Annotated in this window: 26 protein-coding genes; 20 read left to right on the top strand and 6 right to left on the bottom strand. The window is 63.8% G+C overall.

What is annotated here, in order from left to right; genetic code table 11:
- Window positions 1-5 precede the first annotated feature (5 nt).
- Genes ACNFBR_RS19770 through ACNFBR_RS19760 form a run of 3 tightly spaced genes read left to right on the top strand, consistent with a single transcriptional unit; the run spans window position 6 to window position 2,773 of the window.
- Entirely contained in the window at window positions 6-1,025 is a 1,020-nt protein-coding gene (locus ACNFBR_RS19770; protein WP_416736411.1) for an ABC transporter substrate-binding protein, read from the top strand.
- 6 nt (window positions 1,026-1,031) lie between these two features.
- Window positions 1,032-1,895, top strand: a complete 864-nt coding sequence (locus tag ACNFBR_RS19765) for an ABC transporter ATP-binding protein (protein ID WP_416736410.1) — start codon at window positions 1,032-1,034, stop codon at window positions 1,893-1,895.
- Window positions 1,896-1,909: 14 nt separating this feature from the next.
- Window positions 1,910-2,773, top strand: coding sequence for an ABC transporter permease (locus tag ACNFBR_RS19760; RefSeq protein ID WP_416736409.1), 864 nt, complete (start codon window positions 1,910-1,912; stop codon window positions 2,771-2,773).
- Between the two features lie 100 nt (window positions 2,774-2,873).
- Here ACNFBR_RS19760 and ACNFBR_RS19755 read toward each other — a convergent pair whose 3' ends face one another.
- Window positions 2,874-3,434 (bottom strand): WYL domain-containing protein, encoded by a 561-nt coding sequence (locus tag ACNFBR_RS19755; RefSeq protein WP_416736408.1) that lies wholly within the window; start codon window positions 3,432-3,434, stop codon window positions 2,874-2,876.
- A 207-nt stretch (window positions 3,435-3,641) separates the two neighbouring features.
- Between ACNFBR_RS19755 and ACNFBR_RS19750 the strand changes: the two genes are divergently transcribed.
- The 7 genes from ACNFBR_RS19750 to ACNFBR_RS19720 all read left to right on the top strand — a co-directional run bounded on the left by ACNFBR_RS19750 (window position 3,642) and on the right by ACNFBR_RS19720 (window position 11,876).
- Window positions 3,642-4,436: a tetratricopeptide repeat protein gene (locus tag ACNFBR_RS19750; protein WP_416736407.1), complete on the top strand. Its 795-nt coding sequence runs from the start codon at window positions 3,642-3,644 to the stop codon at window positions 4,434-4,436.
- Between the two features lie 234 nt (window positions 4,437-4,670).
- Window positions 4,671-5,123 carry a MarR family winged helix-turn-helix transcriptional regulator gene (locus ACNFBR_RS19745; RefSeq protein WP_416736406.1) on the top strand — a complete coding sequence of 151 codons (453 nt, stop codon included), beginning with the start codon at window positions 4,671-4,673 and terminating at the stop codon, window positions 5,121-5,123.
- Window positions 5,120-7,207 (top strand): FUSC family protein, encoded by a 2,088-nt coding sequence (locus tag ACNFBR_RS19740; RefSeq protein ID WP_416736405.1) that lies wholly within the window; start codon window positions 5,120-5,122, stop codon window positions 7,205-7,207. The genes ACNFBR_RS19745 and ACNFBR_RS19740 overlap by 4 nt, the downstream gene beginning before the upstream one ends.
- A complete protein-coding gene (locus ACNFBR_RS19735) occupies window positions 7,204-7,416 on the top strand; it encodes a DUF1656 domain-containing protein (RefSeq protein ID WP_003255905.1) in 213 nt (70 codons plus the stop codon). The genes ACNFBR_RS19740 and ACNFBR_RS19735 overlap by 4 nt, the downstream gene beginning before the upstream one ends.
- A complete protein-coding gene (locus tag ACNFBR_RS19730; RefSeq protein ID WP_416736404.1) occupies window positions 7,413-8,288 on the top strand; it encodes an efflux RND transporter periplasmic adaptor subunit in 876 nt (291 codons plus the stop codon). The genes ACNFBR_RS19735 and ACNFBR_RS19730 overlap by 4 nt, the downstream gene beginning before the upstream one ends.
- Window positions 8,285-9,703 (top strand): efflux transporter outer membrane subunit, encoded by a 1,419-nt coding sequence (locus ACNFBR_RS19725; RefSeq protein ID WP_416736403.1) that lies wholly within the window; start codon window positions 8,285-8,287, stop codon window positions 9,701-9,703. Before ACNFBR_RS19730 ends, ACNFBR_RS19725 begins: the two co-directional genes overlap by 4 nt.
- Before the next feature lie 229 nt (window positions 9,704-9,932).
- On the top strand, window positions 9,933-11,876 hold the full coding sequence (locus ACNFBR_RS19720) for an FTR1 family protein (RefSeq protein WP_416736402.1): 1,944 nt from the start codon (window positions 9,933-9,935) through the stop codon (window positions 11,874-11,876).
- Between the two features lie 37 nt (window positions 11,877-11,913).
- Here ACNFBR_RS19720 and ACNFBR_RS19715 read toward each other — a convergent pair whose 3' ends face one another.
- Together ACNFBR_RS19715 and ACNFBR_RS19710 are read right to left on the bottom strand one after the other, a co-directional pair.
- Window positions 11,914-12,159 (bottom strand): TIGR02647 family protein, encoded by a 246-nt coding sequence (locus ACNFBR_RS19715; protein WP_016714401.1) that lies wholly within the window; start codon window positions 12,157-12,159, stop codon window positions 11,914-11,916.
- Between the two features lie 69 nt (window positions 12,160-12,228).
- Window positions 12,229-12,528 carry a hypothetical protein gene (locus tag ACNFBR_RS19710; RefSeq protein ID WP_416736401.1) on the bottom strand — a complete coding sequence of 100 codons (300 nt, stop codon included), beginning with the start codon at window positions 12,526-12,528 and terminating at the stop codon, window positions 12,229-12,231.
- A gap of 148 nt (window positions 12,529-12,676) precedes the next feature.
- On the opposite strand from ACNFBR_RS19710, the gene ACNFBR_RS19705 reads away from it, so the two are divergent.
- Together ACNFBR_RS19705 and ACNFBR_RS19700 are read left to right on the top strand one after the other, a co-directional pair.
- A complete protein-coding gene (locus ACNFBR_RS19705) occupies window positions 12,677-13,345 on the top strand; it encodes a glutathione S-transferase (protein ID WP_416736400.1) in 669 nt (222 codons plus the stop codon).
- Between the two features lie 82 nt (window positions 13,346-13,427).
- Window positions 13,428-14,099, top strand: a complete 672-nt coding sequence (locus ACNFBR_RS19700; RefSeq protein WP_416736419.1) for a glutathione S-transferase family protein — start codon at window positions 13,428-13,430, stop codon at window positions 14,097-14,099.
- A gap of 20 nt (window positions 14,100-14,119) precedes the next feature.
- Here ACNFBR_RS19700 and argH read toward each other — a convergent pair whose 3' ends face one another.
- Complete coding sequence (argH, locus tag ACNFBR_RS19695; RefSeq protein ID WP_416736399.1) at window positions 14,120-15,514, bottom strand: argininosuccinate lyase; 1,395 nt, start codon at window positions 15,512-15,514, stop codon at window positions 14,120-14,122.
- A gap of 296 nt (window positions 15,515-15,810) precedes the next feature.
- Here argH and ACNFBR_RS19690 point away from each other — a divergent pair, with 296 nt between their 5' ends.
- From ACNFBR_RS19690 to rsd, 7 genes are all read left to right on the top strand, one after another.
- Window positions 15,811-16,554, top strand: coding sequence for a LytR/AlgR family response regulator transcription factor (locus ACNFBR_RS19690; RefSeq protein ID WP_416736398.1), 744 nt, complete (start codon window positions 15,811-15,813; stop codon window positions 16,552-16,554).
- 99 nt (window positions 16,555-16,653) lie between these two features.
- A complete protein-coding gene (hemC, locus tag ACNFBR_RS19685; RefSeq protein WP_416736397.1) occupies window positions 16,654-17,595 on the top strand; it encodes a hydroxymethylbilane synthase in 942 nt (313 codons plus the stop codon).
- A complete protein-coding gene (locus ACNFBR_RS19680) occupies window positions 17,592-18,359 on the top strand; it encodes a uroporphyrinogen-III synthase (RefSeq protein ID WP_416736396.1) in 768 nt (255 codons plus the stop codon). Before hemC ends, ACNFBR_RS19680 begins: the two co-directional genes overlap by 4 nt.
- Window positions 18,360-18,404: 45 nt before the next feature.
- On the top strand, window positions 18,405-19,505 hold the full coding sequence (locus tag ACNFBR_RS19675) for a uroporphyrinogen-III C-methyltransferase (RefSeq protein WP_416736395.1): 1,101 nt from the start codon (window positions 18,405-18,407) through the stop codon (window positions 19,503-19,505).
- Window positions 19,502-20,740 carry a heme biosynthesis protein HemY gene (locus ACNFBR_RS19670; protein WP_416736394.1) on the top strand — a complete coding sequence of 413 codons (1,239 nt, stop codon included), beginning with the start codon at window positions 19,502-19,504 and terminating at the stop codon, window positions 20,738-20,740. The genes ACNFBR_RS19675 and ACNFBR_RS19670 overlap by 4 nt, the downstream gene beginning before the upstream one ends.
- A gap of 222 nt (window positions 20,741-20,962) precedes the next feature.
- Window positions 20,963-21,469, top strand: coding sequence for a disulfide bond formation protein B (locus ACNFBR_RS19665; RefSeq protein WP_416736393.1), 507 nt, complete (start codon window positions 20,963-20,965; stop codon window positions 21,467-21,469).
- Window positions 21,470-21,700: 231 nt separating this feature from the next.
- Complete coding sequence (gene rsd / locus ACNFBR_RS19660; protein WP_416736392.1) at window positions 21,701-22,171, top strand: sigma D regulator; 471 nt, start codon at window positions 21,701-21,703, stop codon at window positions 22,169-22,171.
- A gap of 8 nt (window positions 22,172-22,179) precedes the next feature.
- Here the strand turns inward: rsd and ACNFBR_RS19655 are convergent, their stop codons facing one another.
- Window positions 22,180-22,818 carry an FKBP-type peptidyl-prolyl cis-trans isomerase gene (locus tag ACNFBR_RS19655; RefSeq protein ID WP_416736391.1) on the bottom strand — a complete coding sequence of 213 codons (639 nt, stop codon included), beginning with the start codon at window positions 22,816-22,818 and terminating at the stop codon, window positions 22,180-22,182.
- A gap of 178 nt (window positions 22,819-22,996) precedes the next feature.
- Here ACNFBR_RS19655 and ACNFBR_RS19650 point away from each other — a divergent pair, with 178 nt between their 5' ends.
- Entirely contained in the window at window positions 22,997-24,025 is a 1,029-nt protein-coding gene (locus ACNFBR_RS19650; RefSeq protein WP_416736390.1) for an AlgP family protein, read from the top strand.
- Here the strand turns inward: ACNFBR_RS19650 and ACNFBR_RS19645 are convergent.
- Complete coding sequence (locus ACNFBR_RS19645) at window positions 24,001-24,483, bottom strand: TIGR02444 family protein (protein ID WP_416736389.1); 483 nt, start codon at window positions 24,481-24,483, stop codon at window positions 24,001-24,003. The two genes, ACNFBR_RS19650 and ACNFBR_RS19645, sit on opposite strands and share 25 nt — an antisense overlap.
- Between the last annotated feature and the right edge of the window lie 26 nt (window positions 24,484-24,509).

The raw sequence follows: 24,509 nt of genomic DNA, 5'->3' as shown, positions 1-24,509 counted from the left end.
CCATCATGCGCAAATCCATCAGCCGCCTGGCGGCAAGCATTGGCCTGGGCGCGAGCCTGGTCGTCGGCAGCCTGGCCGCCCCCGCCGTGGCCCAGGCCGAAGGCAAGATCCGCATCGCCGAGCAGTTCGGCATCGTTTACCTGCTGCTGAACGTGGTGCGTGACCAGCACCTGATCGAGAAGCACGGCAAGGAGCAGGGCATCGACATCGATGTCGACTGGGCCCAGTTGTCGGGTGGTTCGGCCATCAACGATGCACTGCTGTCCGGCTCGGTGGACATCGCCGGTGCCGGCGTGGGCCCTCTGCTGACCGTCTGGGACCGCACCAAAGGGCGGCAGAACGTCAAAGCCGTGGCCTCGCTGGGCAACTTCCCGTACTACCTGGTCAGCAGCAACCCCAGCGTGAAGACCATCGCCGACATCTCCGACAAGGACCGCATTGCCGTGCCGGCGGTAGGTGTTTCGGTGCAGTCGCGCTTCCTGCAGTACGCCGCCGCCCAGCAGTGGGGCGACAAGGAATACAACCGCCTCGACAAATACACTCTGGCCGTACCGCACCCGGATGCCACCGCCGCGCTGCTGGCCGGCGGCACCGAGCTGAACGGGCACTTCTCCAACCCGCCGTTCCAGGACCAGGTGCTGGCCAACAAGGACGTGCACGTGGTGCTCAACAGCTACGACCTGCTTGGGCCCAACTCGCCGACCTTGCTGTTCGCCACCGAAAAATTCCGCAAGGACAACCCCAAAACCTACAAGGCCTTTGTCGACGCCCTGGCCGAAGCCGCAGACTTCGCGCAAAAGGACAAGGCCGCCGCTGCCGATACCTACATCCGCGTGACCAAGGCCAAGATCGACCGCGACGCGCTGATCAAGCTGATCGACAACCCGCAGTACGAATTCACCGTCACGCCAAAGAACACCTACAAGCTGGCCGATTTCCTCTATCGGGTAGGCGCTATCAAGCACAAGCCGGAATCGTGGAAGGACTACTTCTTCCAGGATGAACGCCCGCTGCAGGGGAGCTGACCGACCATGACCGCCCCATTGCCAGGCCACACGGCCAGCAACCTGAGCCGTGTCGCAACGCCACCTTTGCTCAAGGTGGATAACCTCAGCCTCGAATACCGCACCGCGCAACGCGTGGTGCGCGCCACCCACCAGGTCAGCTTCGAAGTCGACCGTGCCGACCGTTTCGTGCTGCTCGGCCCCTCCGGTTGCGGCAAGTCCACCTTGCTCAAAGCCGTTGCCGGTTTCATCCAGCCACAGGAAGGGCAGATTCTGCTGCAGGGCCAGACGGTCCGCGGCCCAGGCCCTGACCGCATCGTGGTGTTCCAGGAGTTCGATCAACTGCCGCCGTGGAAAACGGTGAAGCAGAACGTCATGTTCCCGTTGCTGATATCTGGCCAGCTCAAGCGCGCAGAAGCCGAAGAGAGGGCATTGCATTACCTGGAGAAGGTCGGCCTGTCCGCCTTCGCCGATGCCTATCCGCACACCCTGTCGGGCGGTATGAAGGCACGCGTGGCGATTGCCAGGGCGTTGGCCACCCAGCCGAAGATTCTGCTGATGGACGAGCCATTTGCAGCACTGGACGCGCTGACCCGGCGCAAGATGCAGGAAGAACTGCTGCTGCTGTGGGAGGAGGTGCGTTTCACCCTGTTGTTCGTCACGCATTCCATCGAAGAGGCGCTGGTGGTCGGCAATCGAATCCTGCTGTTGTCGCCGCACCCGGGGCGGGTGAGGGCTGAAGTGCACAGCCATCAATACGACCTGGGCAGCCTGGGCGGCAGCGACTTCCAGGCCAGTGCCAGGCGTATCCACCGCTTGTTGTTCGATGAGGCAGACGTCCCGGAACAGCCCGACGACCTTGGCTTCAACGATATCCGCATCGCCTACTGACAGGAGCTTCAGCCATGACCACTACACCTGTACGCCAGGAATACGAGGTGCAGCTGCCGCCCCTGCTCAGTGTGCCTGTAGAACGCCAACTCCCCTTGGCGCAACGCCTGTGGCAGCAAGGCTGGCTGCGCAAGGCGGTTATCCTGCTGGTGATCGCCGTGCTGTGGGAGGCCGTTGCCCGCTACCAGGGCAATGACCTGCTGCTGCCCGGTTTCCTGCAAACCGCCGCGGCCCTTTGGGACGGCCTGATCAGTGGCGAACTGCCCGCCAAGGTCGGGGTTTCGCTGGTGATACTGCTCAAGGGCTATGTGCTGGGCATCGTCTTGGCCTTCGCCCTGACCAGCCTGGCGGTCTCGACCCAACTGGGGCGAGACTTGCTGGGCACGTTGACCTCGATGTTCAACCCGTTGCCGGCCATTGCCCTGCTGCCGCTGGCCTTGCTGTGGTTCGGGCTGGGTGACAACAGCCTGATCTTCGTGCTGGTTCACTCGGTGCTGTGGGCACTGGCGCTGAATACCTATGCCGGTTTCCTCGGTGTGTCGGAAACGCTGCGCATGGCTGGCCGCAACTATGGCCTGAAAGGGCTGCGGTTGGTGCTGCACATCCTGGTGCCGGCAGCCTTGCCGTCGATCTTGTCGGGGTTCAAGATCGGCTGGGCGTTCGCCTGGCGCACGCTGATCGCTGCCGAGTTGGTGTTTGGTGCCAGCAGCGGCAAAGGCGGGCTGGGCTGGTACATCTTCCAGAACCGCAACGAGCTGTATACCGACAAGGTGTTTGCTGGGTTGGCGGTGGTGATCCTGATCGGTTTGCTGGTGGAAGGGTTGGTGTTCAATACCCTGGAGCGGCTGACCGTGCGGCGCTGGGGGATGCAGCGGTAGTGCACAGGCTTGTGCTGGCCTCATCGCGGGCAAGCCCGCTCCTACAGGTTTTGATCAACCTGTGTGGGCGCTGGTTTGCCGGCGATCGGGCCGGTACAGGCTATTGACTCTGGTATTGAGCAGCCGCACTGCTCAAAATCTTGCCAATTTCCTCCCGCAAGCCGGCAGGCTGCTCCACCACCACCCCATCCCCATGGCTCAACAGCCACCAGCGCAACGGCCAGCCGTCACTCACTGTGGCCCGGAACCGATGCCCTTGTTCCAGTGCGGTCAGTTGCATATCGTTGCTCAGCGGTGCAACCCGCAACTGCCGCGCCAGTGCATCACTGATCCGCGCCACCAACTCAACGCCCTCACCCTGCGCCGGTTGCAACGCATCCCCTCGCAGATGCGTGAGCAAGTCGAAATTACCGCGCAACTCGCCCACCGCACTGGCCGACCAATGCCAGCCAAACGGAATGCTTTTGTCATTGCGCTCCAGCGGAAAGATCAGCGACAACTCATTGAGGTCGCGTTCGACGGTGCGTTTGCTGACCGTAAAACCCACATCGCGCAGGCCCCACACCAATTCGGCGCTGGTAATGCCTGGCGAGCGGCTGGGCAGCAGGCGCAGCAGCGCCCACTGTCGGCTGAGGGTGGCGCGAGTGGTGGCGAACGGCAAAAGATAACGTCCTTGTCTAGGCTTGCCGCAATAGGATGGCGGCACGCGAGGGGCATGGCAATTGGCCACAGCTTGCTCAGATCAAGGAAGTCGCATTTGGTTGCCTCGTGCCGAATCGTTCGCGACAGGTTTTGACGTGACATCACGCAGAATCACGCCTCATCACAGCCGAAGGTTGGGGTTGTGCGTCGTTCAATGAGGATGAACATGTCTGCTGCCAGCAATATCCATTCGCTGCTTGCCCGCCTTTTACCCGAGCGGGTCATCGCCCCACCGGCCCCTGTCGGGAGGCGACAGCGGCTGTTTGCCGGCGTGGGCTTGCCCAGCCAGCGGTCGCTGCTGGTCAACCGCCTGGATGAGGCCAGTGACCTGCAGGCGGTGTATGTCGACCTGCGCCTCCAGGCATTGCAAGGCAGTGTGGCTGCACTGAACGACCTCGGCTGGATCTGGCTCAACGGCAAGTACTGGCGCGCCGATACCGAGTTGGCCGGGCATCTGTTGCGCATGGCGGCGCTGCAGGGCAATGCGGCTGCCTGGTTCAACCTTGGGCAGCAGCACTACTTCGGCAAAGGCATCGAACCTTCCTACGTGCAGGCGGCGGAGTGCTACCGGCAAGCCTTCGAGCGCGGGATGCTGCATGCTGCCGCGGCGCTGGGAGACCTGTATGAGGAGGAGGTGTGCGATGGCGACCTGGATTGGCAGGTAGACCTGGTGCAGGCCTACCAGTGGTTCATGCGCGGGGCCGAGCGGGGCGAGGCGCGTTGCCGTTTCGAGGTGGGCTACCGGTTGATGCACGGGCTGTATGTAGAGGCCGACCTCAAGGTGGCGCTGTACTGGTTGGAACTGGCGGCAGCGGCGGGGGTGGTGCAGGCGGCCGAGGAGCTGGCCGTGCATTTCAGCAGTCTGGACGCTGTGCGTTACCAGGAGTGGCGGGACCGGGCGGTGCAGATGGGCAGCACACTGGCCTTGACCATGAAGCTGGAAGACCAGATCCAGCCTTGAGTTTTCTGTAGCTTGTGCCGGCCTCTTCGCGGGCACGCCCGCTCCCACAGGAAAACCACAAGGCTCAGGATTTGTGGGGTACCTGTGGGAGCGGGCGTGCCCGCGAAAGGGCCAGCACAGGCTGAAAAATGAACAACATTTAACGTGGGCCTTCCGTCACCCCCTGTTGACGGCGGGGGGAGGGCAAGGCGTATATTGATAGTTAGCAAACTATGAATATGCTTGGTTCTCCTCATGTCCCTTGATCTCCTGCGCCTGCAAGTCAGCAGCGGCATGGTGGTTGCCGCCCGCCACTGGCGTCGCATCTGCCATACCGCCCTGACCGGTTACGGCATTTCCGAGGCCTGCGCCGCACCGCTGCTGATGATCGTGCGCCTGGGTGACGGTGTGCACCAGGTGGCAGTGGCCCAGGCTGCCGGCCTGGAAAGCCCTTCTCTGGTGCGCCTGCTCGATCAATTGTGCAAGGCCGGCCTGGTGTGCCGCAGCGAGGACCCACTGGATCGCCGCGCCAAGGCCCTGAGCCTGACTGCCGAAGGCCGTGCCCTGGCCGAAGCCATCGAAGCCGAACTGGTGCGCCTGCGCCGCGATGTGCTGCACGGCATCGACCAGGCCGACCTGGAAGCCACCTTGCGCGTGCTGCGTGCCTTCGAAGCTGCGGGTCTGGGCAGTGCGGGTGGAGTGGCATGAACGGCTTCTTCAGCTCGGTACCCCCGGCCCGCGACTGGTTCTACGGCGTGCGCACTTTCGCCGCCTCCATGATCGCCTTGTACATCGCGTTGCTCATGCAGCTGCCGCGCCCCTATTGGGCCATGGCCACGGTGTACATCGTCTCCAGCCCGTTCGTCGGCCCGACCAGCTCCAAGGCGCTGTACCGCGCCGTGGGCACGCTGCTGGGTGCCGGTGGGGCGATTTTCCTGGTGCCGCCGCTGGTGCAATCGCCGTTGCTGCTGAGCATCGCCATCGCCCTGTGGACTGGCACTTTGCTGTTCCTTTCCCTGAACCTGCGCACGGCCAACAACTATGTGCTGATGCTGGCCGGCTATACCCTGCCGATGATCGCGCTGGCAGTGGTTGATAACCCGCTGGCGGTGTTCGACGTGGCGTCTTCCCGCGCCCAGGAAATCTGCCTGGGCATCGTCTGCGCTGCAGTGGTCGGTGCCATATTCTGGCCGCGCCGGCTGGCGCCAGTGGTGGTCGGCGCCACCAGCAACTGGTTCACTGAAGCGATCCGCTACAGCGACCTCTACCTGACCCGTGAGGGCAGCACCGACAAGGTCGGCGGCATGCGCGGGGCGATGGTCGCCACCTTCAACTCGCTGGAGTTGATGATCGGCCAGCTCGGCCACGAAGGCGCCGGCCCGCACACCGTGAAGAACGCCCGCGAGCTGCGCGGGCGGATGATCCACCTGCTGCCGGTGATCGACGCGCTCGACGACGCCCTGGTGGCCCTGGAAGGCCGCGCCCCGGCCCAGTTCGCCCAGCTTCAGCCCGTGCTTGAAGCGGCTCGCGAATGGCTCAAAGGTACCGCCGACAGCCCTTCGGTCGCGCGCTGGACCGCGCTGCACGAGCAGATCGACCGCCTGCAGCCCGGTGCTGCGGCCCTCGACCAGCGTGGCGAATTGCTGCTATCCAACGCCCTGTACCGCCTGACCGAATGGGCCGACCTGTGGCAGGACTGCTGCTCCCTGCAGCACGCCCTGCGCACCGATGATGCCAAGCCTTGGCGCGCGGTGTATCGCCACTGGCGCCTGGGCCGCCTGACGGCGTTCTTCGACCGTGGCCTGATGCTGTATTCGGTCGCCTCCACCGTATTGGCGATCGTCGTCGCTTGCGGCCTGTGGATCGGGCTGGGCTGGAACGACGGCGCCAGCGCAGTGATCCTCGCGGCAGTATCGTGCAGCTTCTTCGCCGCCATGGACGACCCGGCGCCGCAGATCTACCGGTTCTTCTTCTGGACGCTGATGTCGGTCATCTTCTCCAGCCTGTACCTGTTTCTGGTGCTACCCAACCTGCACGACTTCCCGATGCTGGTGCTGGCCTTTGCCGTGCCGTTCATCTGCATCGGCACCCTCACCGTGCAGCCGCGCTTTTACCTGGGTACCTTGCTGACCATCGTCAACACCTCGACCTTCATCAGCATCCAGGGCGCCTACGACGCCGACTTCTTCACCTTCCTCAACTCCAACCTGGCCGGTCCCGTTGGCCTGCTGTTCGCCTTCATCTGGACCCTGGTGATGCGCCCGTTCGGCGTAGAGCTGGCGGCCAAGCGCATGACCCGTTTCGCCTGGCGCGACATCGTCGAAATGACCGAGCCGGCGACCCTGGCTGAGCACCGCCAGGTAGGGGTACAGATGCTCGACCGCCTGATGCAGCACCTGCCGCGCCTGTCGCAAACCGGCCAGGACAGCGGCGTGGCGCTGCGAGACCTGCGTGTGGGGCTGAACCTGCTCGACCTGCTGGCCTATATGCCGCGCGCCGGCCAGCAGGCGCGCGAGCGCCTTGGCACGGTGGTCGAGGAAGTCGGCGCGCACTACGCCGCCTGCCTGCGCGCCGGCGAGCGCCTGCACGCACCGGCTGCGCTGCTGCGCAACATGGAGCGCGCGCGCCTGGCGTTGAACCTGGATGAGCTGTACGAGCGCGGCGATGCTCGCACCCACCTGCTGCATGCCCTGAGCGGCTTGCGCCTGGCGCTGCTGCCGGGCGTGGAGGTGATGCTCGAACCGGTCGAACAACAGCAACTGCCCCCCGGCCTCGACGGAGCGCCCCTGTGATTGGTGAACTGGATATCAGCGGGGTGTTCCTGCCCACGCTGTTGGTGATGATGTTTGGCACCTACCTGCTGTTCCTGGGGGTGCACGCGGTGCTGGTGCGCCTGCATTTCTACCGCCTGGTCTGGCACCGGGCGTTGTTCAACGTTGCCCTGTATGCCGTGCTGCTTGGCGCGGTGGACCACTTTTGCCGAAACCTGATGCTGCCATGAAAAAACCTTTGCTGACCCTGGGCCGTGTGGTCCTGACCTTGCTGGTAGTGACCTTCGCCGCCGTGCTCGTGTGGCAGATGGTGGTGTACTACATGTTTGCCCCCTGGACCCGCGACGGCCACATCCGCGCTGATGTCATTCAGATCGCTCCCGATGTGTCGGGGTTGATCCAGAAGGTCGAGGTGCGCGACAACCAGACCGTCAAGCGCGGCGACGTGCTGTTCACCATCGACCAGGACCGCTTCACCCTGGCACTGCGCCAGGCCAAGGCAACCCTTGGCGAGCGCCAGGAAACCCTGGCCCAGGCTTCCCGCGAAGCGCAGCGTAACCGCAAGCTGGGCAACCTGGTGGCCGCCGAGCAATTGGAAGAAAGCCAGTCCCGCGAGGCCCGTGCCCGTTCGGCCGTCAGCGAGGCGCAGGTGGCGGTCGATACTGCCCAGCTCAACCTCGACCGTTCGGTGGTGCGCAGCCCAGTAGACGGCTACCTCAACGACCGCGCACCGCGTAACCACGAATTCGTCACCGCCGGCCGCCCGGTGCTGTCGGTGGTCGACAGCGCCTCGTACCACGTCGATGGTTATTTCGAGGAAACCAAGCTCGGTGGCATTCACATCGGCGACGCCGTGGATATTCGCGTCATGGGCGATAACACCCGCCTGCGCGGCCATGTACAGAGCTTTGCCGCCGGCATCGAGGACCGCGACCGCAGCAGTGGCGCCAACCTGCTGCCCAACGTCAACCCGGCGTTCAGCTGGGTACGCCTGGCCCAGCGCATTCCGGTGCGTATCGCCTTTGACGAAGTGCCGCAAGACTTCCGCATGATCGCCGGGCGTACTGCCACGGTGTCGATCATCGAGGTTCAGCGCCCATGAAACAGCTGATCCTGGCTGGCCTGTGCCTGTCGCTGGGGGCCTGCATGATGGTGGGCCCCGATTATGAGGTGCCGAAGGATGCGGCGGTGCAACGCAGCGACCTGAATGGCCCGCTGCGCCAGGATGCCGATAGCGTGGTGTCGGCGCCGGTCCCTGAGGACTGGTGGCAGCTGTATCAGGATCAACGGTTGAACGCGCTGGTGCGCCAGGCGCTGAGTGCCAACACCGAACTGCGTGTGGCCGCTGCCAACATCGCCAAGGCTCGGGCCCAGGTGGAGGTGGCCGAATCGCAAGGTGGCTTCAATGGCGGTGTGAAACTCGGCGCCCAGCGTTTGCAGGAGTCTGGCGAAGCGTTCCTGCTGCCCGAGAAGGTGCCAGTGGCCAATATTGGCGAAGCCATCATCAGCGCTTCCTACCAATTCGATTTGTGGGGCACCTTCAAGCGTGGCACCGAAGCGGCCAAGGCCAATGCCGACGCGGTGCAGGCCGCTGCCGATACTGCCCGCATCACCCTGGTGGCGGACGTGGTCAAGGCTTACACGCAGGTGTGCTCGGCCAACGAGGAATATCACATTGCCCGCGAGTCGCTCGACTTGCAGGAGCAGAGCGTGAAGCTCAACCAGCGTCTGCGTGATGCCGGGCGTGGTGATGAAACCCAGGTCACCCGCTCGCAGACCCAGTTCAAATCCTTGCGCGCCGAACTGCCACGCTTCAGGGCCGAGCGCGAGACGGGTTTGTACACCTTGGCCGCGCTGCTGGCCAAGCCGGTCGACCAGTTGCCTGCCGGCACCGCCGATTGTGCCGAGCTGCCGCACCTGAGCCAGCTGGTTCCGGTGGGCGATGGCGCCGCGCTGCTCAAGCGCCGCCCCGACGTGCGCCAGGCCGAGCGCCAGCTGGCTGCTGCTACGGCCTACATCGGCGTGGCCACGGGTGCGTTGTACCCCGACATCAGCATTGGTGCCCAGGTCGGTACCATCGGCATCCTGGAGAATCTCGGCGAGCCCGCGACCAACCGCTGGGGTTTCGGCCCGCAGATCAGCTGGACCATCCCCACCAACGGCACGCGCGCCCGTATTCGCATGGCCGAAGCCTCTACCCAGGCGGCACTGGCGAACTTCGACGGAGTGGTGTTGAACGCCATTCGCGAGACCCAGACCCGGCTGGCGCAGTACAGCGCGTTGCTGGACCGGCGTGATGCGCTGGCCGAGGCGGAGAAATCGGCCAAGGAAGCGGCAGACCAGACGCACCGGTATTACCAGGCGGGGCGTGAGTCGTTCCTGGCGGACTTGCAGGCGACGCGGACCTATACCGACATGCGAGCGCAGCTGGCGGCGGCCAATAGCCAGGTGGCGGTGGGGCAGATTGGGGTGTTTCTGGCCCTTGGTGGGGGCTGGAAGGGTAGCGCCAAGCCTTGAGGTGGTTGGTGTTTTCGCGTTTCCGGCAGTGAATTGAGTAGGGCTGGCAGGTGTTCGCCGTGGCGGATGCAGCGCCTGTGAGATCGAGCGCCGCCCGCGCGGCGCTCGATCTCACAGGCGCTGCATCCGCCACGACAAACACCTGCCCATCCCGCTTCATCAGATTTGTAGCAAGATTTTTCATGAAATCCGCCCTGCACCCTTGAGGGAAGCCAAGTCGGAGTGAACAATGTTCTCTTTCGCATTCCCTTCGAGACTGGCCATGAAAACCCGATCCCGTCTGCTTGCCTGGCTGCCGGCTCTACTGCTCGGCCCAGTGCTGGCGCTGTGTAGCACCCTGGCGCTGGCCGAGCCCCCCGCCGAGGCCGCCAAAGCCCTGCACCTGCTGGACTACATTGGCGCCGACTACCCGCCGACCGTGCAAGGCGGCAAGGTGATCGACGATGGCGAATACCGCGAGCAGCAGGAGTTCAGCAGCGTGCTGGCCGACCTGGTCAAAGGCCTGCCCGCCAATGCCGAGCAAGCGGCTCTGGAACAGGGCGTCCAGGCTCTGCGCCAGGCCATTGACCAGCGTCAGGAAGGCACGGCAGTCGCCAAGCAGGCCCGCCAGCTGGGTGCGCGCTTGGCGGTAGCCTACGAGGTCAGCCAGGCCCCGGTGATCACCCCCGACCCCGCACGCGGTGCGGCGTTGTATGCGCAAAACTGCTCCATCTGCCACGGTGATACAGGCGCAGGTGACGGCCCAGCTGGCGTTGGCCTGGAGCCTGCCCCGGCCAACCTGCGAGATGTCGCACGCCTCGACCAGTTGAGCCTGTTCGATTTGTACAACACCCTGGCGCTAGGCATCGATGGCACCGAAATGCCGTCCTTTGCCGACCAGCTGGACGACCGCCAGCGCTGGGACGTGGCCGCTTACATCGCCAGCTTCACCGCCAAACCGGAAGCTGGCAAAGGCGACAAGACCTGGAACATCGCTGACTTGGCCCGCCAGACGCCTGCCGAAGTCGCCGCCAATGAAGGCAATGCGGTCGTGGAGGCATTCCGCGCCCAGCGTGCCCAGCCACCGCAGGTCAAGCGTGGTCCGGCACAACTGCTGGAATACACCGCAAGCACCCTGGACAAGAGCCTGGCGGCCTACCGCGCAGGTGACCACGACCAGGCCTATGACCTGTCGGTGGCGGCCTACCTGGAAGGCTTCGAGTTGGTGGAAAGCTCGCTGGACAACATCGACACCCAGGTGCGCAAAGACACCGAAAAATCCCTGATGGCCTACCGCCAAGCGCTGCAGGACGCGCTGCCGCTGGCCCAGGCCGAGCAACGGTTGACCGAAGCCAAGACCAAGCTCGACCAGGCCGCCAAGCTGCTGGGCAGCGATGGCCTGAGCTGGTCGCTGAGCTTTATCTCCGGCTTGCTGATCCTGCTGCGCGAAGGCCTTGAAGCGATTCTGGTGCTGGCGGCGATCCTCGCCTTCCTGCGTAACACCGGGCAACAGTCGGCGGTGCGCAGCGTCAACATTGGCTGGGGCCTGGCGTTGGTTGCCGGCTTCGCCACCTGGGCGCTGGCGGCCTATGTGATCGATGTGGGCGGCGCCCAGCGCGAGCTACTGGAAGGCTGTACGGCACTGTTCGCCGCAGTGATGGTGCTGTGGCTCGGGGTGTGGATGCACGATCGACGTCATGCCGCCGCTTGGCAGAACTACATCAAGAGTAGCCTGGTCAGCGGCGGGGGGCGTTTCGGCTTCGCCTTGCTGGCGTTCTTCTCGGTGTACCGCGAACTGTTCGAAGTCATCCTGTTCTATGAAACCCTGTGGCTGCAGGCCGGCCCAGCCGGGCATCAGGCGGTGCTGGCGGGTGGCGCTACGGCGCTGGTGCTGTTGGTGGGGTTGGCTTGGGTGATCCTGCGTGGCTCGGCCAAGCTGCCGCTGTCGCTGTTCTTCAGCATCAACGCCGCGCTGCTGTGCGCGCTGTCGGTGGTGTTCGCCGGGCATGGCGTGAAGGCGCTGCAGGAAGCCGGGGTGCTGGGTACACGGCCGGTGGCGTTCTTCGAGTTCGACTGGCTGGGAATTCATGCCGACGCCTACTCGTTGTCGGCGCAGGCGGTGGCCTTGCTGGCCATCGTGTTCCTGTACGGGCGCTCGCGCCTGGCGGAAAAGCGCAGGGCAGCTGCAAACTGAGCGGGGGGCTGCATGGCAGCCCCTTCTCAATCTTGGCTCAGGCCGGTTGTGGCGCCTTGAGAATGTTCTGCAGCAATTGCACACTTTCAACGGCGTCATGACCCAGGCTGGTCAGGTAGCCGCCATCAGGTTGATCGGTCAGCCCCTTTTCATGCAGGCGTTGCGCAGCCGCGATCAGGGCAGGGGCGGCGGTGCTGGTTATCTTGATGCCTTCCTGGCTGCTGTCGTGTTTGAACAGCGCGAGTACTTCCAGTTCATCGATCAGATCGGGGGTAAAAGGCATGGCGGCTCCTGACTTCCAGACAAGGATGGCGGCACCGTCAGCGGTGCCTGACCTTCGAGTGTAGTCGGGTTATTCGTCCTCGCCTTGATCCATCTCAGGCGGCAGCTCCGGCAGCGCCCGCAGAGCGCTCTCATACCACTCGCCGTTGAACGGGCGGTCCTCTACCAGCATGTTGTCGATCTCGAAGGCCAGCACATGGGCCATCAGGTTGAGGATGTCTTCACGCGCGTAGCCAACCAGGGTCAGCTTGTTGAACGTGGCCTTGGCGGCAGGCGGCTCGCCGCTTTCAATCTGGTTTTCGATGGCTTGGGTCAGCGTTGCCTCGGCGAAGGCTTCGTCGTCATTGTCGATGTCGGTGGGCTCGCTCATGGCGGTACTCCTGTGATGGGATACGACAGTGTGCCACGCCCGTGGCGGCAATGCCTGGGCATTGACGGGGTGCATGACGCTGGCCAGGGGCGGGCGTACAGTCTATAAAAGCCGGGCCAACCCCTTACGGCCTGGAGGCTGTTACCTCATGCTCAAGCTTTATGGATTCTCGGTCAGCAACTACTACAACATGGTCAAATTGGCCCTGCTGGAAAAAGGCCTGCCCTTCGAGGAAGTCACCTTCTATGGCGGCCAGGCGCCACAGGCGCTGGCAGTGAGCCCGCGGGGCAAGGTGCCGGTGCTTGAAACCGAACACGGCTTCCTCAGCGAAACCAGTGTGATCCTCGACTACATCGAGCAAACCCAGGGTGGCAAGGCGTTGCTGCCGGCCGACCCGTTCGGCCAGGCCAAGGTGCGTGAACTGCTCAAGGAAATCGAGTTGTACATCGAGCTGCCCGCACGTACCTGCTACGCCGAGGCGTTCTTTGGCGCGTCGGTTGAGCCGCTGATCAAAGAGAAAGCCCGTGCCGACCTGCTGGCCGGGTTTGCCACGCTCAAGCGCAACGGGCGTTTTGCGCCGTTCGTGGCGGGTGAGCAACTGACGCTGGCAGACCTGATGTTCTGCTTCTCGGTCGACCTGGCTTATGCCGTGGGCAAGAAGGTGTTGAACATCGACTTCCTGGCGGACTTCCCGCAGGGCAAGGCGCTGTTGCAACTGATCGGCGAGAACCCGCACATGGCGCGGATCGTGGCGGACAAGGAGGTGGCGATGCCAACGTTCCTGGAAAAAATCCGGGCTATGAGAAGCGATGGCTGACAGGACGCGGTGAACGTTGCCGGCAGTTGCAAGTGAGTGAGGCGCTTAGACTCGTTGCTCCATGCTCAACGAGGTCATTCATATGCTGCGTCTTCACGGCTTTCCTGCCAGCAACTACTACAACATGGTCAAGTTGGCGCTGCTGCTCAAAGGTCTACCTTTCGAGGAGGTGCCGCTGTATGGTTGCCGTAATCCCAAAACGCTAGCCATGAGCCCAAGAGGGAAAGTGCCTGTGCTGGAGACGGAGCAGGGGTTCCTGAGTGAGACCGATGCGATACTCGACTACCTTGAGGAGTCCTGCGAAGTCTACCCGCTGCTACCCGGGGAGCCTTTCGCGCGTGCAACTACGCGGGCATTGGCCAAAGAGATAGAGCTCTACATCGAACTGCCTGCCCGTTATTGCTACGCCGAGGTGTTTTTTGGCGGGCGCCCAACGCCTGAAGCCTTGAAAGCCAAGGCGAAGCGGGACCTGGAAAAGGGTTTTGAGGCGCTGCGCGCGCGCGGACGCTTCAGCCCGTATGTGGCGGGTGAGTATCTGACCGTGGCGGATATCTACTTTCTTTACAGCGTCGACCTCGCCCAGGTGGTCGGCGAGCGCTTGTTTGACGTTGATTATCTCGAAGCCTTGCCCGGTGCGACAGCGTTGCTCAAGCGCCTGGGCTCGATGGCTGAGGTCCGTCGTGTTGCCGCAGATAGGGAAGTGGACGTTCCGGCGTTTCGTGAGCGTTTGCGGGCCGCCACCCAGCAGCGCTGAGTGGCGAACCAGCAGGATGTTTAGCGGCCAGCCAGCAGTGCTTTGCCGCGAACTACTGCTGCACGCACCTGCGCCGGTGCCGTACCACCAATGTGGTCACGGGCATTCACCGAACCTTCCAGGGTCAGCACGGCAAACACGTCCTGCTCGATCTGGTCGCTGAACTGGCGCAGTTCGTCCAGGCTCATCTCAGCCAGGTCCTTGCCAGTATCCACACCATATTTCACCGCGTGGCCAACGATCTCGTGGCAGTCACGGAAGGGCAGGCCACGGCGAACCAGGTAGTCGGCCAGGTCGGTAGCGGTGGAGAAGCCGCGCAGGGCCGCTTCACGCATGATGGCGTGCTTGGGCTTGATCGCCGGGATCATGTCGGCAAAGGCACGCAGCGAGTCGCGCAGGGTATCGGCGGCGTCGAACAGCGGCTCTTTGTCTTCCTGGTTGTCCTTGTTGTAGGCCAGCGGCTGGCCTTTCATCAGGGTCAGCAGGCCGGTTAGGGCACCAAACACGCGGCCGCTCTTGCCACGTACCAGCTCTGGCACGTCCGGGTTCTTTTTCTGCGGCATGATCGAGCTGCCGGTGCAGAAGCGGTCCGGCAGGTCGATGAACTGGAACTGCGCGCTGGTCCACAGCACCAGCTCTTCGGAGAAGCGCGACAGGTGCATCATCGCCACGCTGGCGGCAGCGCAGAATTCGATGGCGAAGTCACGGTCCGACACGCCGTCCAGCGAGTTGCCGGCCACGGCTTCGAAGCCCAGCAGCTTGCAGGTCAGCTCGCGGTCGATCGGGTAGGTGGTGCCAGCCAGCGCGGCGCTGCCCAGCGGCATGCGGTTGGTGCGCTTGCGGCAGTCGACCAGGCGCTCGTAGTCGCGGCTGAGCATTTCGAACCAGGCCAGCAGGTGGTGGCCAAAGGTGACCGGCTGCGCCGTCTGCAGGTGGGTGAAACCGGGCATGATGGTTTCGGCTTCACGCTCGGCCTGCTCCAGCAGACCCTGCTGCAGGCGGGTGATTTCGGCCAGGATCAGGTCGATTTCGTCGCGCAGCCACAGGCGGATGTCGGTGGCTACCTGGTCGTTGCGGCTACGGCCGGTGTGCAGCTTCTTGCCGGTGATGCCAATGCGATCAGTCAGGCGTGCTTCGATATTCATGTGCACGTCTTCGAGGTCGACGCGCCAGTCGAAGTTACCGGCTTCGATCTCGCCCTGGATGGTTTTCAGGCCATCGATGATGGTGTCGCGCTCGGCATCGCTGAGCACGCCGACCTGCGCCAGCATGGTGGCATGGGCGATCGAACCCATGATGTCGTGGCGGTACAGGCGCTTGTCGAAATCTACCGAGGCGGTGAAACGGGCGACGAAGGCGTCGACGGGCTCACTGAAGCGGCCGCCCCAGGACTGATTGGTCTTGTCGGTGCTCATGGATTCACTCATTGCAGGCGTGAACGAAAAAGTGCCGCCGATGATAGCAGGGTTGGGCCGGCTGCCGCAGGGCGCCGGTCGCGAGAAATGCCCGGAAAATGACAGAGAAGGATTTTAAGGAATGAACGGCAGTGTTCCACGGACCGTCTACAGTTGGACAGAGGACTGGCAGTGAATCTGCCGGCCGAGTGAATCTTTGGCCATCGCACCGGTCTAGAGCGTGACCGCAGTGTCGCTCGAACCACACCTGTCTACGCTATACCTGTGCGAGACTCATTCAGGAATCCAGCGCAATTATGAATGTCCTGATCGTTGATGACGAACCCCAAGGCCGTGAACGCCTCAGCCGGCTACTCGGCGAACTGGAGGGTTATACCGTGCTGGAGCCCAGCGCCACCAACGGCGAGGAGGCTCTGGCGCTGATCGAAAGCCTCAAGCCCGATGTGGTCCTGCTGGACATCGGCATGCCAGGCCTGGATGGCCTGCAGGTTGCCGCTCGCCTGTGCGAACGCGAGGCGCCGCCGGCGGTGGTGTTTTGCACCGGGGACGATGAATACGGTGCTGAGGCATTCAAGGACAGTACCCTCAGCCATGTGACCAAGCCTATTCAGGCCCAGGCGTTGCGCGATGCCTTGCGCAAGGCCGAAAAGCCCAACCGCGCCCAGTTGGCGGCGCTGACCCGGCCAGCCAATGAAGGTGGCGGCCCACGCAGCCACATCAGCGCCCGCACACGTAAAGGTATCGAGCTGATCCCTTTACCCCAGGTGATCTATTTCATTGCCGACCACAAGTACGTGACGTTGCGCCACGAGGCCGGGGAAGTGCTGCTCGACGAGCCGCTCAAAGCCCTGGAAGACGAGTTTGGCGAGCGTTTCGTGCGTATCCACCGCAATGCACTGGTCGCCCGCGAGCGCATCGAACGCCTGCAGCGCACCCCGCTGGGGCACTTTCAGCTGTACCTGAAGGGCCTGGATGGCGATGCCCTGACCGTCAGCCGCCGGCATGTGGCCGGCGTGCGCAAGATGATGCAGACCCTCTGACGTCTCTGGGGCTGCGCAGCAGCCCCAATGATCCACATCTGCAAGCGATGCCGGCGATGCTGTTATCATCGGTGGCATTTCTCTGGATCGGGGCGTTCCATGTCCACTCGCGAAATCCGCATTGCCACCCGTAAAAGTGCCTTGGCCCTGTGGCAGGCCGAATACGTCAAAGCCCGCCTTGAGCAGGCCCACCCTGGTCTGCTGGTGACCCTGGTGCCCATGGTCAGCCGTGGTGACAAGCTGCTCGACGCGCCGCTGGCGAAAATCGGCGGCAAGGGCCTGTTCGTCAAGGAACTGGAAACCGCCCTGCTGGACAACGAAGCCGACATCGCGGTGCATTCGATGAAGGACGTGCCCATGGACTTCCCCGAAGGCCTGGGCCTGTACTGCATCTGCGAGCGCGAAGACCCGCGCGATGCCTTCGTTTCCAACCACTTCGCCAGCCTTGATGCGCTGCCCGCCGGCAGCATCGTCGGTACCTCCAGCCTGCGCCGCCAGGCCCAGTTGCTGGCGCGCCGGCCAGACCTGCAAATCCGCTTCCTGCGTGGCAACGTCAACACCCGCCTGGCCAAGCTCGATGCCGGCGAGTACGACGCCATCATCCTCGCCGCCGCTGGCCTGATCCGCCTGGGCTTCGAAGACCGCATCACCTCCACCATCAGCGTCGATGACAGCCTGCCGGCTGGCGGCCAAGGTGCAGTGGGCATCGAATGCCGCAGCGCCGATGTCGAGATCCATGCCCTGCTGGCGCCACTGCACCATGCCGACACCGCCGACCGGGTGGTGGCCGAGCGCGCGCTGAACAAGCGCCTGAACGGCGGCTGCCAGGTGCCGATCGCCTGCTACGCGGTGCTTGAAGGTGACCAGCTGTGGCTGCGTGGCCTGGTCGGCCAGCCTAGTGGCGGAACGCTGCTGGTGGCGGATGCTCGTGCCCCTCGTGCCGCTGCCGAAACCCTTGGCGTACAGGTGGCTGAAGACCTTTTGGGCCAGGGCGCCGAGGCGATCCTCAAGGAAGTCTACGGCGAGGCCGGCCACCCGTGAGCCAATGGCGCCTGTTGCTGACCCGGCCTGCCGAGGATTGCGCGGCATTGGCGCAAAGCCTGGCGCAAGCGGGTGTGGGCAGCAGTTGCCTGCCACTGCTGGCGATCGAACCCGTTATCTTGCAGCCCCCGCAGCGCCTGTTACTGGAAGGCCTGCACGACTTCCAGGCGATCATCGTGGTCAGCAAACCGGCTGCTCGGTTGCTGCTTGAGCAACTGGCCCAGGCCGGCTTCCAGCCACCACGGCAAGGCTGGTTCACGGTGGGCGAGGCAACCGCTGCGGTACTGCAAGGTGCTGGGCTGGAGGTCAGCGCTCCGCCGCGTGGTGACGACAGCGAGGCCTTGCTGGCGCTGCCGGCCCTGCGCCAGGCAGTTGCCGTGCCGGCACCGCGTGTGTTGATCGTTCGCGGCGTCGGAGGTCGCGAACTGCTGGCAGAGCGTCTTGCAGAGCAAGGTGCTAGTGTCGATTATCTGGAACTGTATCGTCGCTACCTGCCGGCTTACCCGGCGGGTACGCTGATGCGCCGCATCGAAGCGGAACGCCTCAATGGCCTGGTGGTCAGCAGTGGGCAGGGTTTGGAACATTTGCAGCAAATGGCCGGCGCGGATTGGCCGCAGCTGGCCCGCTTGCCACTGTTCGTGCCAAGCCCGCGAGTCGCCGAGCAGGCCAGGGCCGCAGGGGCCCAACAGGTTGTGGATTGCCGTGGCGCCAGTGCCACGGCCTTGCTGGCAGCCGTGCAGCGTAGCGCTGCACCTGCCTCTTAAGGCGCTAAGCTGTACGCGATGCGCCCCCATGCAAAGGATGGATACGTGAGCGAGACTGTCTTGTCCAATAACGATCAGCCGTCGGCACAGGCGCCAGCGGACCCCGTTACCGCCCCACCTGCCAAGCGCTCCGGCAGTGGCCTGGCAGCGCTGGCCTTGCTGCTTGGCGCGGCTGGGGTGGCGGTAGGTGGCTGGGGTGTCTGGCAGGTGCGTCAACTGCAAGGCAGCGAGTTCAACCAGGGCCAGCACATCGAGGCGCTGAACCAGCGCGCCGAGGCCCTGCAACAGCGCGAACAGCAGATCAGCGCGCAACTGGCCAGCTTGCCTGCGGCCAGTGAGCTGGAAGACCGCCGGCGCCTGGTGGCGCAATTGCAGGGCGACCAGCAGCGCCTCAGCCAGCGCCTGGAAACCATACTGGGAGAAAGCCGCAAAGAGTGGCGCCTGGCCGAAGCCGAGCACCTCTTGCGCCTGGCTACCTTGCGCCTTTCGGCGTTGCAGGACATTACCAGTGCCAAGGCCTTGGTCGAAGGCGCCGACGAGATCCTGCGCGAGCAGAGCGACCCGGGTGCCTTCGCCGCCCGCGAGCAACTGGCACGTAGCCTGGCCACGCTCGGCAGCACTCAGCAACCGGACCGTACCGGCCTGTTCCTGAAACTGGCTGCTCAGCGTGAGTTGGTACAGCAACTGAGCGCCCAGTCGCCTGAGTTCAATAGCGATGCCGACGCGCTTGGCGCCCTGACCGCTGACGGTGATGGTGCCAGTCGGCTGTCGCAGTGGTGGGCGGAAATCTCCAAGTACTTCCAGATCGACTTCAACGCCGATGAAAACGTGCGTCCGCTGCTGGCCGGGCAGCAACTGAACCAGCTGCGCCTGGCCCTGAGCCTGACGATCGAGCAGGCCCAGTGGGCGGCGCTCAATGGCGACGCCAAGGTCTACACCCAAGCGCTGGATGATGCCCGCAGCGTACTGCTGGCCAACTTCAACGCTGACAACCCGCAAAGCAAGGCCATGCTCGACAGCCTGAATGCCCTGGCCGATCAGCCGGTGTCGGTGGTTACCCCCGACCTCAGCGAAAGCCTGGCGGCGGTGCAGGCCTACATTCAGCGGCGCCACCTGCCGGCCGAGGCTGAAGGGGGCAAGCCATGAAGCGCGTCTACCTGCTGGCCGTGCTGGCGATCGTGGTTGCTGCAGCGCTGGGCGTCGCGGTCGCCAAGCACAGCGGCTATGTGCTGATTTCCTATGCGGGCTTCCGCTATCAGTCGGGGTTATGGGCGGCCTTGGCCGGGGTTCTGGCGATCGTCCTGCTGTTGTGGTTGCTACGCTACCTGGTCGGCCTTGTGCTGACCTCCAGCGGTGTGGTCAACCCGTGGTCGCGGCGTAACCGCAGTCGGCGCATTCGCCTGGCTATCGAACAGGGCCAGCTCGACCTCGCCGAGGGTCGCTGGGCCAGTGCCCAGCGCCACTTGCACCGTGCCGCCGAGGCCGAGCGCCAACCGCTGTTGTACTACCTCGGTGCCGCACGTGCCGCCAACGAGCAAGGCCGAAGCGAAGACAGCGACAACCTGCTTGAGCGTGCCCTGGAGCGCCAGCCGCAAGCGGAGCTGGCCATTGCTCTGACCCATGCGCAACTGCAGATGGACCGTGGTGAAACCGACGGGGCCCTGGAAACCCTGCTGGCCATGCAGGAACGCCACCCGCACAACAGCCAGGTGCTGCGCCTGCTGCAACGCTTGCACCTGGAGCGCGGCGACTGGTCTGCACTGATCCGCCTGCTGCCCGACCTGCGCAAAGGCAAAGTGCTGCCGGCCGCCGAGCTGGCCGCCCTGGAACAGCGTGCCTGGGGCCAGAACCTGAGCTTGGCGACCACCCGTGGCGAGGACGCGCAAACAGCACGTCAGGCCCTGGAGCGCGCCTGGCAGCAATTGACCGCGGCCCAGCGCCAGGAGCCACAACTGGTGCTGGCCTACGCCGAGCAATTGCGCCAGGTAGGTGCCCAGAGCGAGGCCGAGCAAGTGCTGCGCACGGCCCTCAAGCGTGAATACGAAAGCCACCTGGCCCGCCTTTACGGCCTGGTGCGTGGCGATGACCCGGCGCGTCAGTTGCAAACCGCTGAAGGTTGGCTCAAGGCTCACCCGCAAGACGCCAGCCTGTTGCTGACCCTGGGCCGGCTGAGCCTGCAGAACCGTCTGTGGGGCAAGGCGCGTGACTACCTGGAAAGCAGCCTGCGCATGGAACGCAACCCCGAAGCCTGTGCCGAACTGGCCCGCCTGCTCGCAGGGCTGGGGGAGACCGAGCGCAGCAACCAGCTGTTCCAGGAGGGCCTTGGCCTGCTGGACGAGCGTCTGCTGGCGTTGCCTTTGCCTGAAGGCGTACGCGCCTGACCCACCCCAAGGCCCGCGCCTGGGTGCGGGCTTTGGGGGCGGGTAATTTATCTATTGCTGCCTGTTAGACCTGCAGTTCATTTCTTCCGGCACTTCCCGCCGCATCTTTAGAAATTTCCCACACGATTCAGCGACTTGTCGTTGCTGTCGTGCCTTGAAACAAAGCCTGTCTTTCCTCTACCGTTTCAAGTCACCACTTTTCACCCGGGATCTTCACCGCCCATGCTGCCGGCCCGTATGCGCACCTTTTTCCTCCCTGCCTGCCTGGCCGCACTGGCGGTACTGTTTGCGTCTTTGCGCCTGGAAAACATCGTCGGGCTGGTGCCATGCCCATTGTGCTTCAGCCAGCGATCGCTGCTTGGCGTGTACGCGCTGCTGTGCCTCGCAGCCGTGCTGCAGGCGCCAGGCACACGGGGTACCCTGCGTTATGCGCGGGTGGCGCTGGGCTGCTCGCTGGCCGGCGCGTTGCTGGCAGCACGGCATGTCTGGTTGCAGGGCGCTGAAGGGGGTATCCATGTTTGCCCGGTGCCGATCGGGCGGGTATTCGAGCAATCCTGGGGCGAGGCGGCACGGCAATTGTTGCTCGGTGGCCCGGATTGCAGCGCGCTTACCTGGAGCTTTCTCGACCTGACACTGCCGGAGTGGAGCCTGTTGGCCTTCCTGCTGTTGGCGACGCTGCCCTTGAGCTGTCTGCTGGCGTATCGTTTCCGCACCCTGTCAAGAACATGACCTGGCGCAAGGTTGCGCCATTAGCGCGACCAATGGCGCTATAACAGGGTATTAAACACTTGTATGAACTTTATGTGCTGCGTACCTTGAAGGCCAGCACGCGCGGGAATAATCTCCCAGCACGCATACCGAAAACACAACTGCTCGATGCCGTCCTGCTGATGTCACCTTTGTGCTGCGCGGTCGTGGTGCGAGGTGCAGCGGCATCTACCCAGAAGGGAAGAGATCGCCATGCTCGATAGTTGTCAGAACGCCCAGGAACGCTGGGGTGGGGTTCACAAGCTGATCGACCGTTGGCTGGAGGAGCGCCAGGAGCTGGTGCAGGCTTTCCGCGCCCTGCGCGATGTGAAGCCAGCCTTCGCCGACAAGGACACCAACGGGGATTTTTGCGCGCTCCTGGTCGACTACGTGTCGGCGTGGCACTTCGAAGTCTGCGAGCAACTGGTCAGCGAGGCCAAGGCTTTCGGAGACGAGAAGGCCTTGAAGCTAGCCGAAGACATCAACCCACGGATCAACGACAGTACGCAGATCGCGTTGGCTTTCAATGACCACTGCGCCAAGGGTGAGTGCAAGGACACCGAACGCTTTGCCGAGAAACTGGCCAAGTTGGGCGGGCTGTTGCATGAGCGCTTCGAACTGGAAGACTGCCTGATCGAAGTGCTGCACAACGCGCACAAGGAAGAAGGCGCGGTGCAGGCCTGAAGGTTGGCTCAGTCGCCAACCGCCAGCAGTTCGATCTCGAACACCAGGGGTGTGTAGGGTGCAATCAAGTCACCCGCCCCCTCGGCGCCATAAGCCTGTGCTGAAGGAATCACCAGGCGCCATTTGGCACCCACGTGCATCTGCGGCAAAGCCACCTGCCACCCTTCGATGACCGAGTCCAGGCTGAACCATTGGGGTGTCTGGTTCTGGTCGAACACGGAGCCGTCCGGCAGCCTGCCTACATAGCGCACCTGCACTTTGCCGCCCGCTTTCGGCTGCGCCCCAGTGCCTGCTTGCAGTTCGCTGTAGAGCACGCCTTCCGGTAGTTCATGTACCCCGTAACCACCACGCTCGTTGGCCATGAAGCGCGTTTCGGCGGCCTGCAGCTTTTGCGTGGCGGCATCACCTTCCTGCGCTTCATGCTGCTGCAGCACTGCCTGCATGCGTGCCTTGTCGAGCTTCAGCGGTTGCCCCTGATAGGACTGCTTCAGGCCTTCGACCAGTGCATCCAGTTGCAAGCCCGGCATCTCCTGACGCAGCCGCTCACCCAGGCTGGCGCCCAGGCTGTAGGCCAAGTCATGGTCGTCGCTATTGGCCAAGGCGATGGGTGCCAGCAGGCATAAACCTAAAACAAAGTATCGAGGCAATGCCTGACTCCCAAAGATCAGCAATGATTAATTCAGCAACTACACTTTCACGCAGCTGCAAGATAACAACTTTGCCCAGGCATGCAACGCGGCGTAAATATTACGGTCAACATGCCCTAGCGGCGGTAGCAGCAGAAGCATAGTATGAGCCGCAATCTCGTCAGCCAGGAGGTAAACCATGTCGGCCAAAAAGAAGCCAGTAAGTACGCCGTTACACCTGCTCCAGCAACTTTCGGGCAGCTTGCTCGAACATTTGGAAGAAGCCTGCTCGCAAGCGCTGGCTGATGCGGAAAAACTGCTGGCCAAGTTGGAAAAACAGCGTGGCAAGGCGCAGGAAAAACTGCACAACGGTCGCCTGAAACTGCAAGACGCCGCCAAGGCAGGCAAAGCCAAGGCGCAAACCAAGGCGCAAAAAGCCATCGGCGAACTTGAACAGTTGCTCGACTCCCTCAAGGAACGTCAAACCCAGACTCGCGCTTATATTCAGCAACTCAAGCGTGATGCCCAGGACAGCCTCAAACTGGCCCAAGGTGTAGGCAAGGTTCGCGAAGCTGCAGCCAAGGCGCTTGATCTGCGTGCGTCCAAACCTGCGGCCAAGCCAGCCGCCAAAGCGACAGCTGCTGCCAAGCCTGCGGCCAAGCCAGCCGCCAAAGCGACGGCTGCTGCCAGGCCTGCAGCCAAGCCAGCCGCCAAAGCGACAACTGCTGCCAAGCCTGCGGCCAAGCCAGCCGCCAAAGCGACAGCTGCTGCCAAACCTGCGGCCAAGCCAGCCGCCAAAGCGACAGCTGCTGCCAAACCTGCGGCCAAGCCAGCCGCCAAAGCGACGGCTGCTACCAAACCTGCGGCCAAGCCAGCCGCCAAAGCGACGGCTGCTGCCAAGCCTGCGGCCAAGCCAGCCGCCAAAGCGACGGCTGCTGCTAAACCTGCGGCCAAGCCAGCCGCCAAAGCGACGGCTGCTGCCAAACCTGCGGCCAAGCCAGCTGCCAAAGCGACAGCTGCAGCCAAGCCTGCTGCCGCCAAGGCGCCAGCACGTACGGCCGCCAAACCTGCCGCCAAACCTGTTGCCAGCAAGCCTGCCGAAGCCAAACCCGCTACGCCAGCCGCCAGCACCTCGGCCGCCGCAACCAACTCGGCGACCCCAGCCACTTCGGCAGCAGCGTCGGCACCCGCCAGCACCCCGGCTCAGGCTCCGTCTTCGGCGTCCTGAAGCGCCGCCGCCGCGACGCGCAACTGATTCAGCGCGTCGTGGTGTCGGGTAGGGGCCGGCGTCAGCCGGACCAGCCAGTCTCCCGTGGGCTCATGAGAGTCCGCGGGCCACTGTCGCGAGCGTTCCTGCAAGCGCTCCAGCAACGCTTTTTCTGCCTGCAACTCCAACCCCTTCACTTGTTCACGCAACGCCGCCAGTTGCGCATCGCTCGACGCTGCTGCCCGCCATTGCCGGCGCAGGCTGCGTAGCGGGGCGACCACTTCACGCTGCCAGGGCCCGGCAAGGTCGTGCAGCGCTTGCGCGCGCTCGTCCAGCACGGCCACGCCACGCGCCTGCAGCCAGGTTGCGCACAGCAGCAGGCAGACATCCCCACCCTGCGCCTGCAGCTCAAGGCAGGCGGCTTCCACGCCGGGCCTGGCATACAGGGCCAGGGCGTAATTCCACAGGTCGGTGTGCATGGTTCCACTCGCGCTATGGGCCGAGG

The sequence above is a fragment of the Pseudomonas sp. NY11955 genome (genome assembly GCF_048068035.1).
GTDB lineage: Bacteria > Pseudomonadota > Gammaproteobacteria > Pseudomonadales > Pseudomonadaceae > Aquipseudomonas.
Note: the sequence above shows the minus strand (reverse complement) of the source record. Positions and strands in the feature narration are given on the sequence as shown.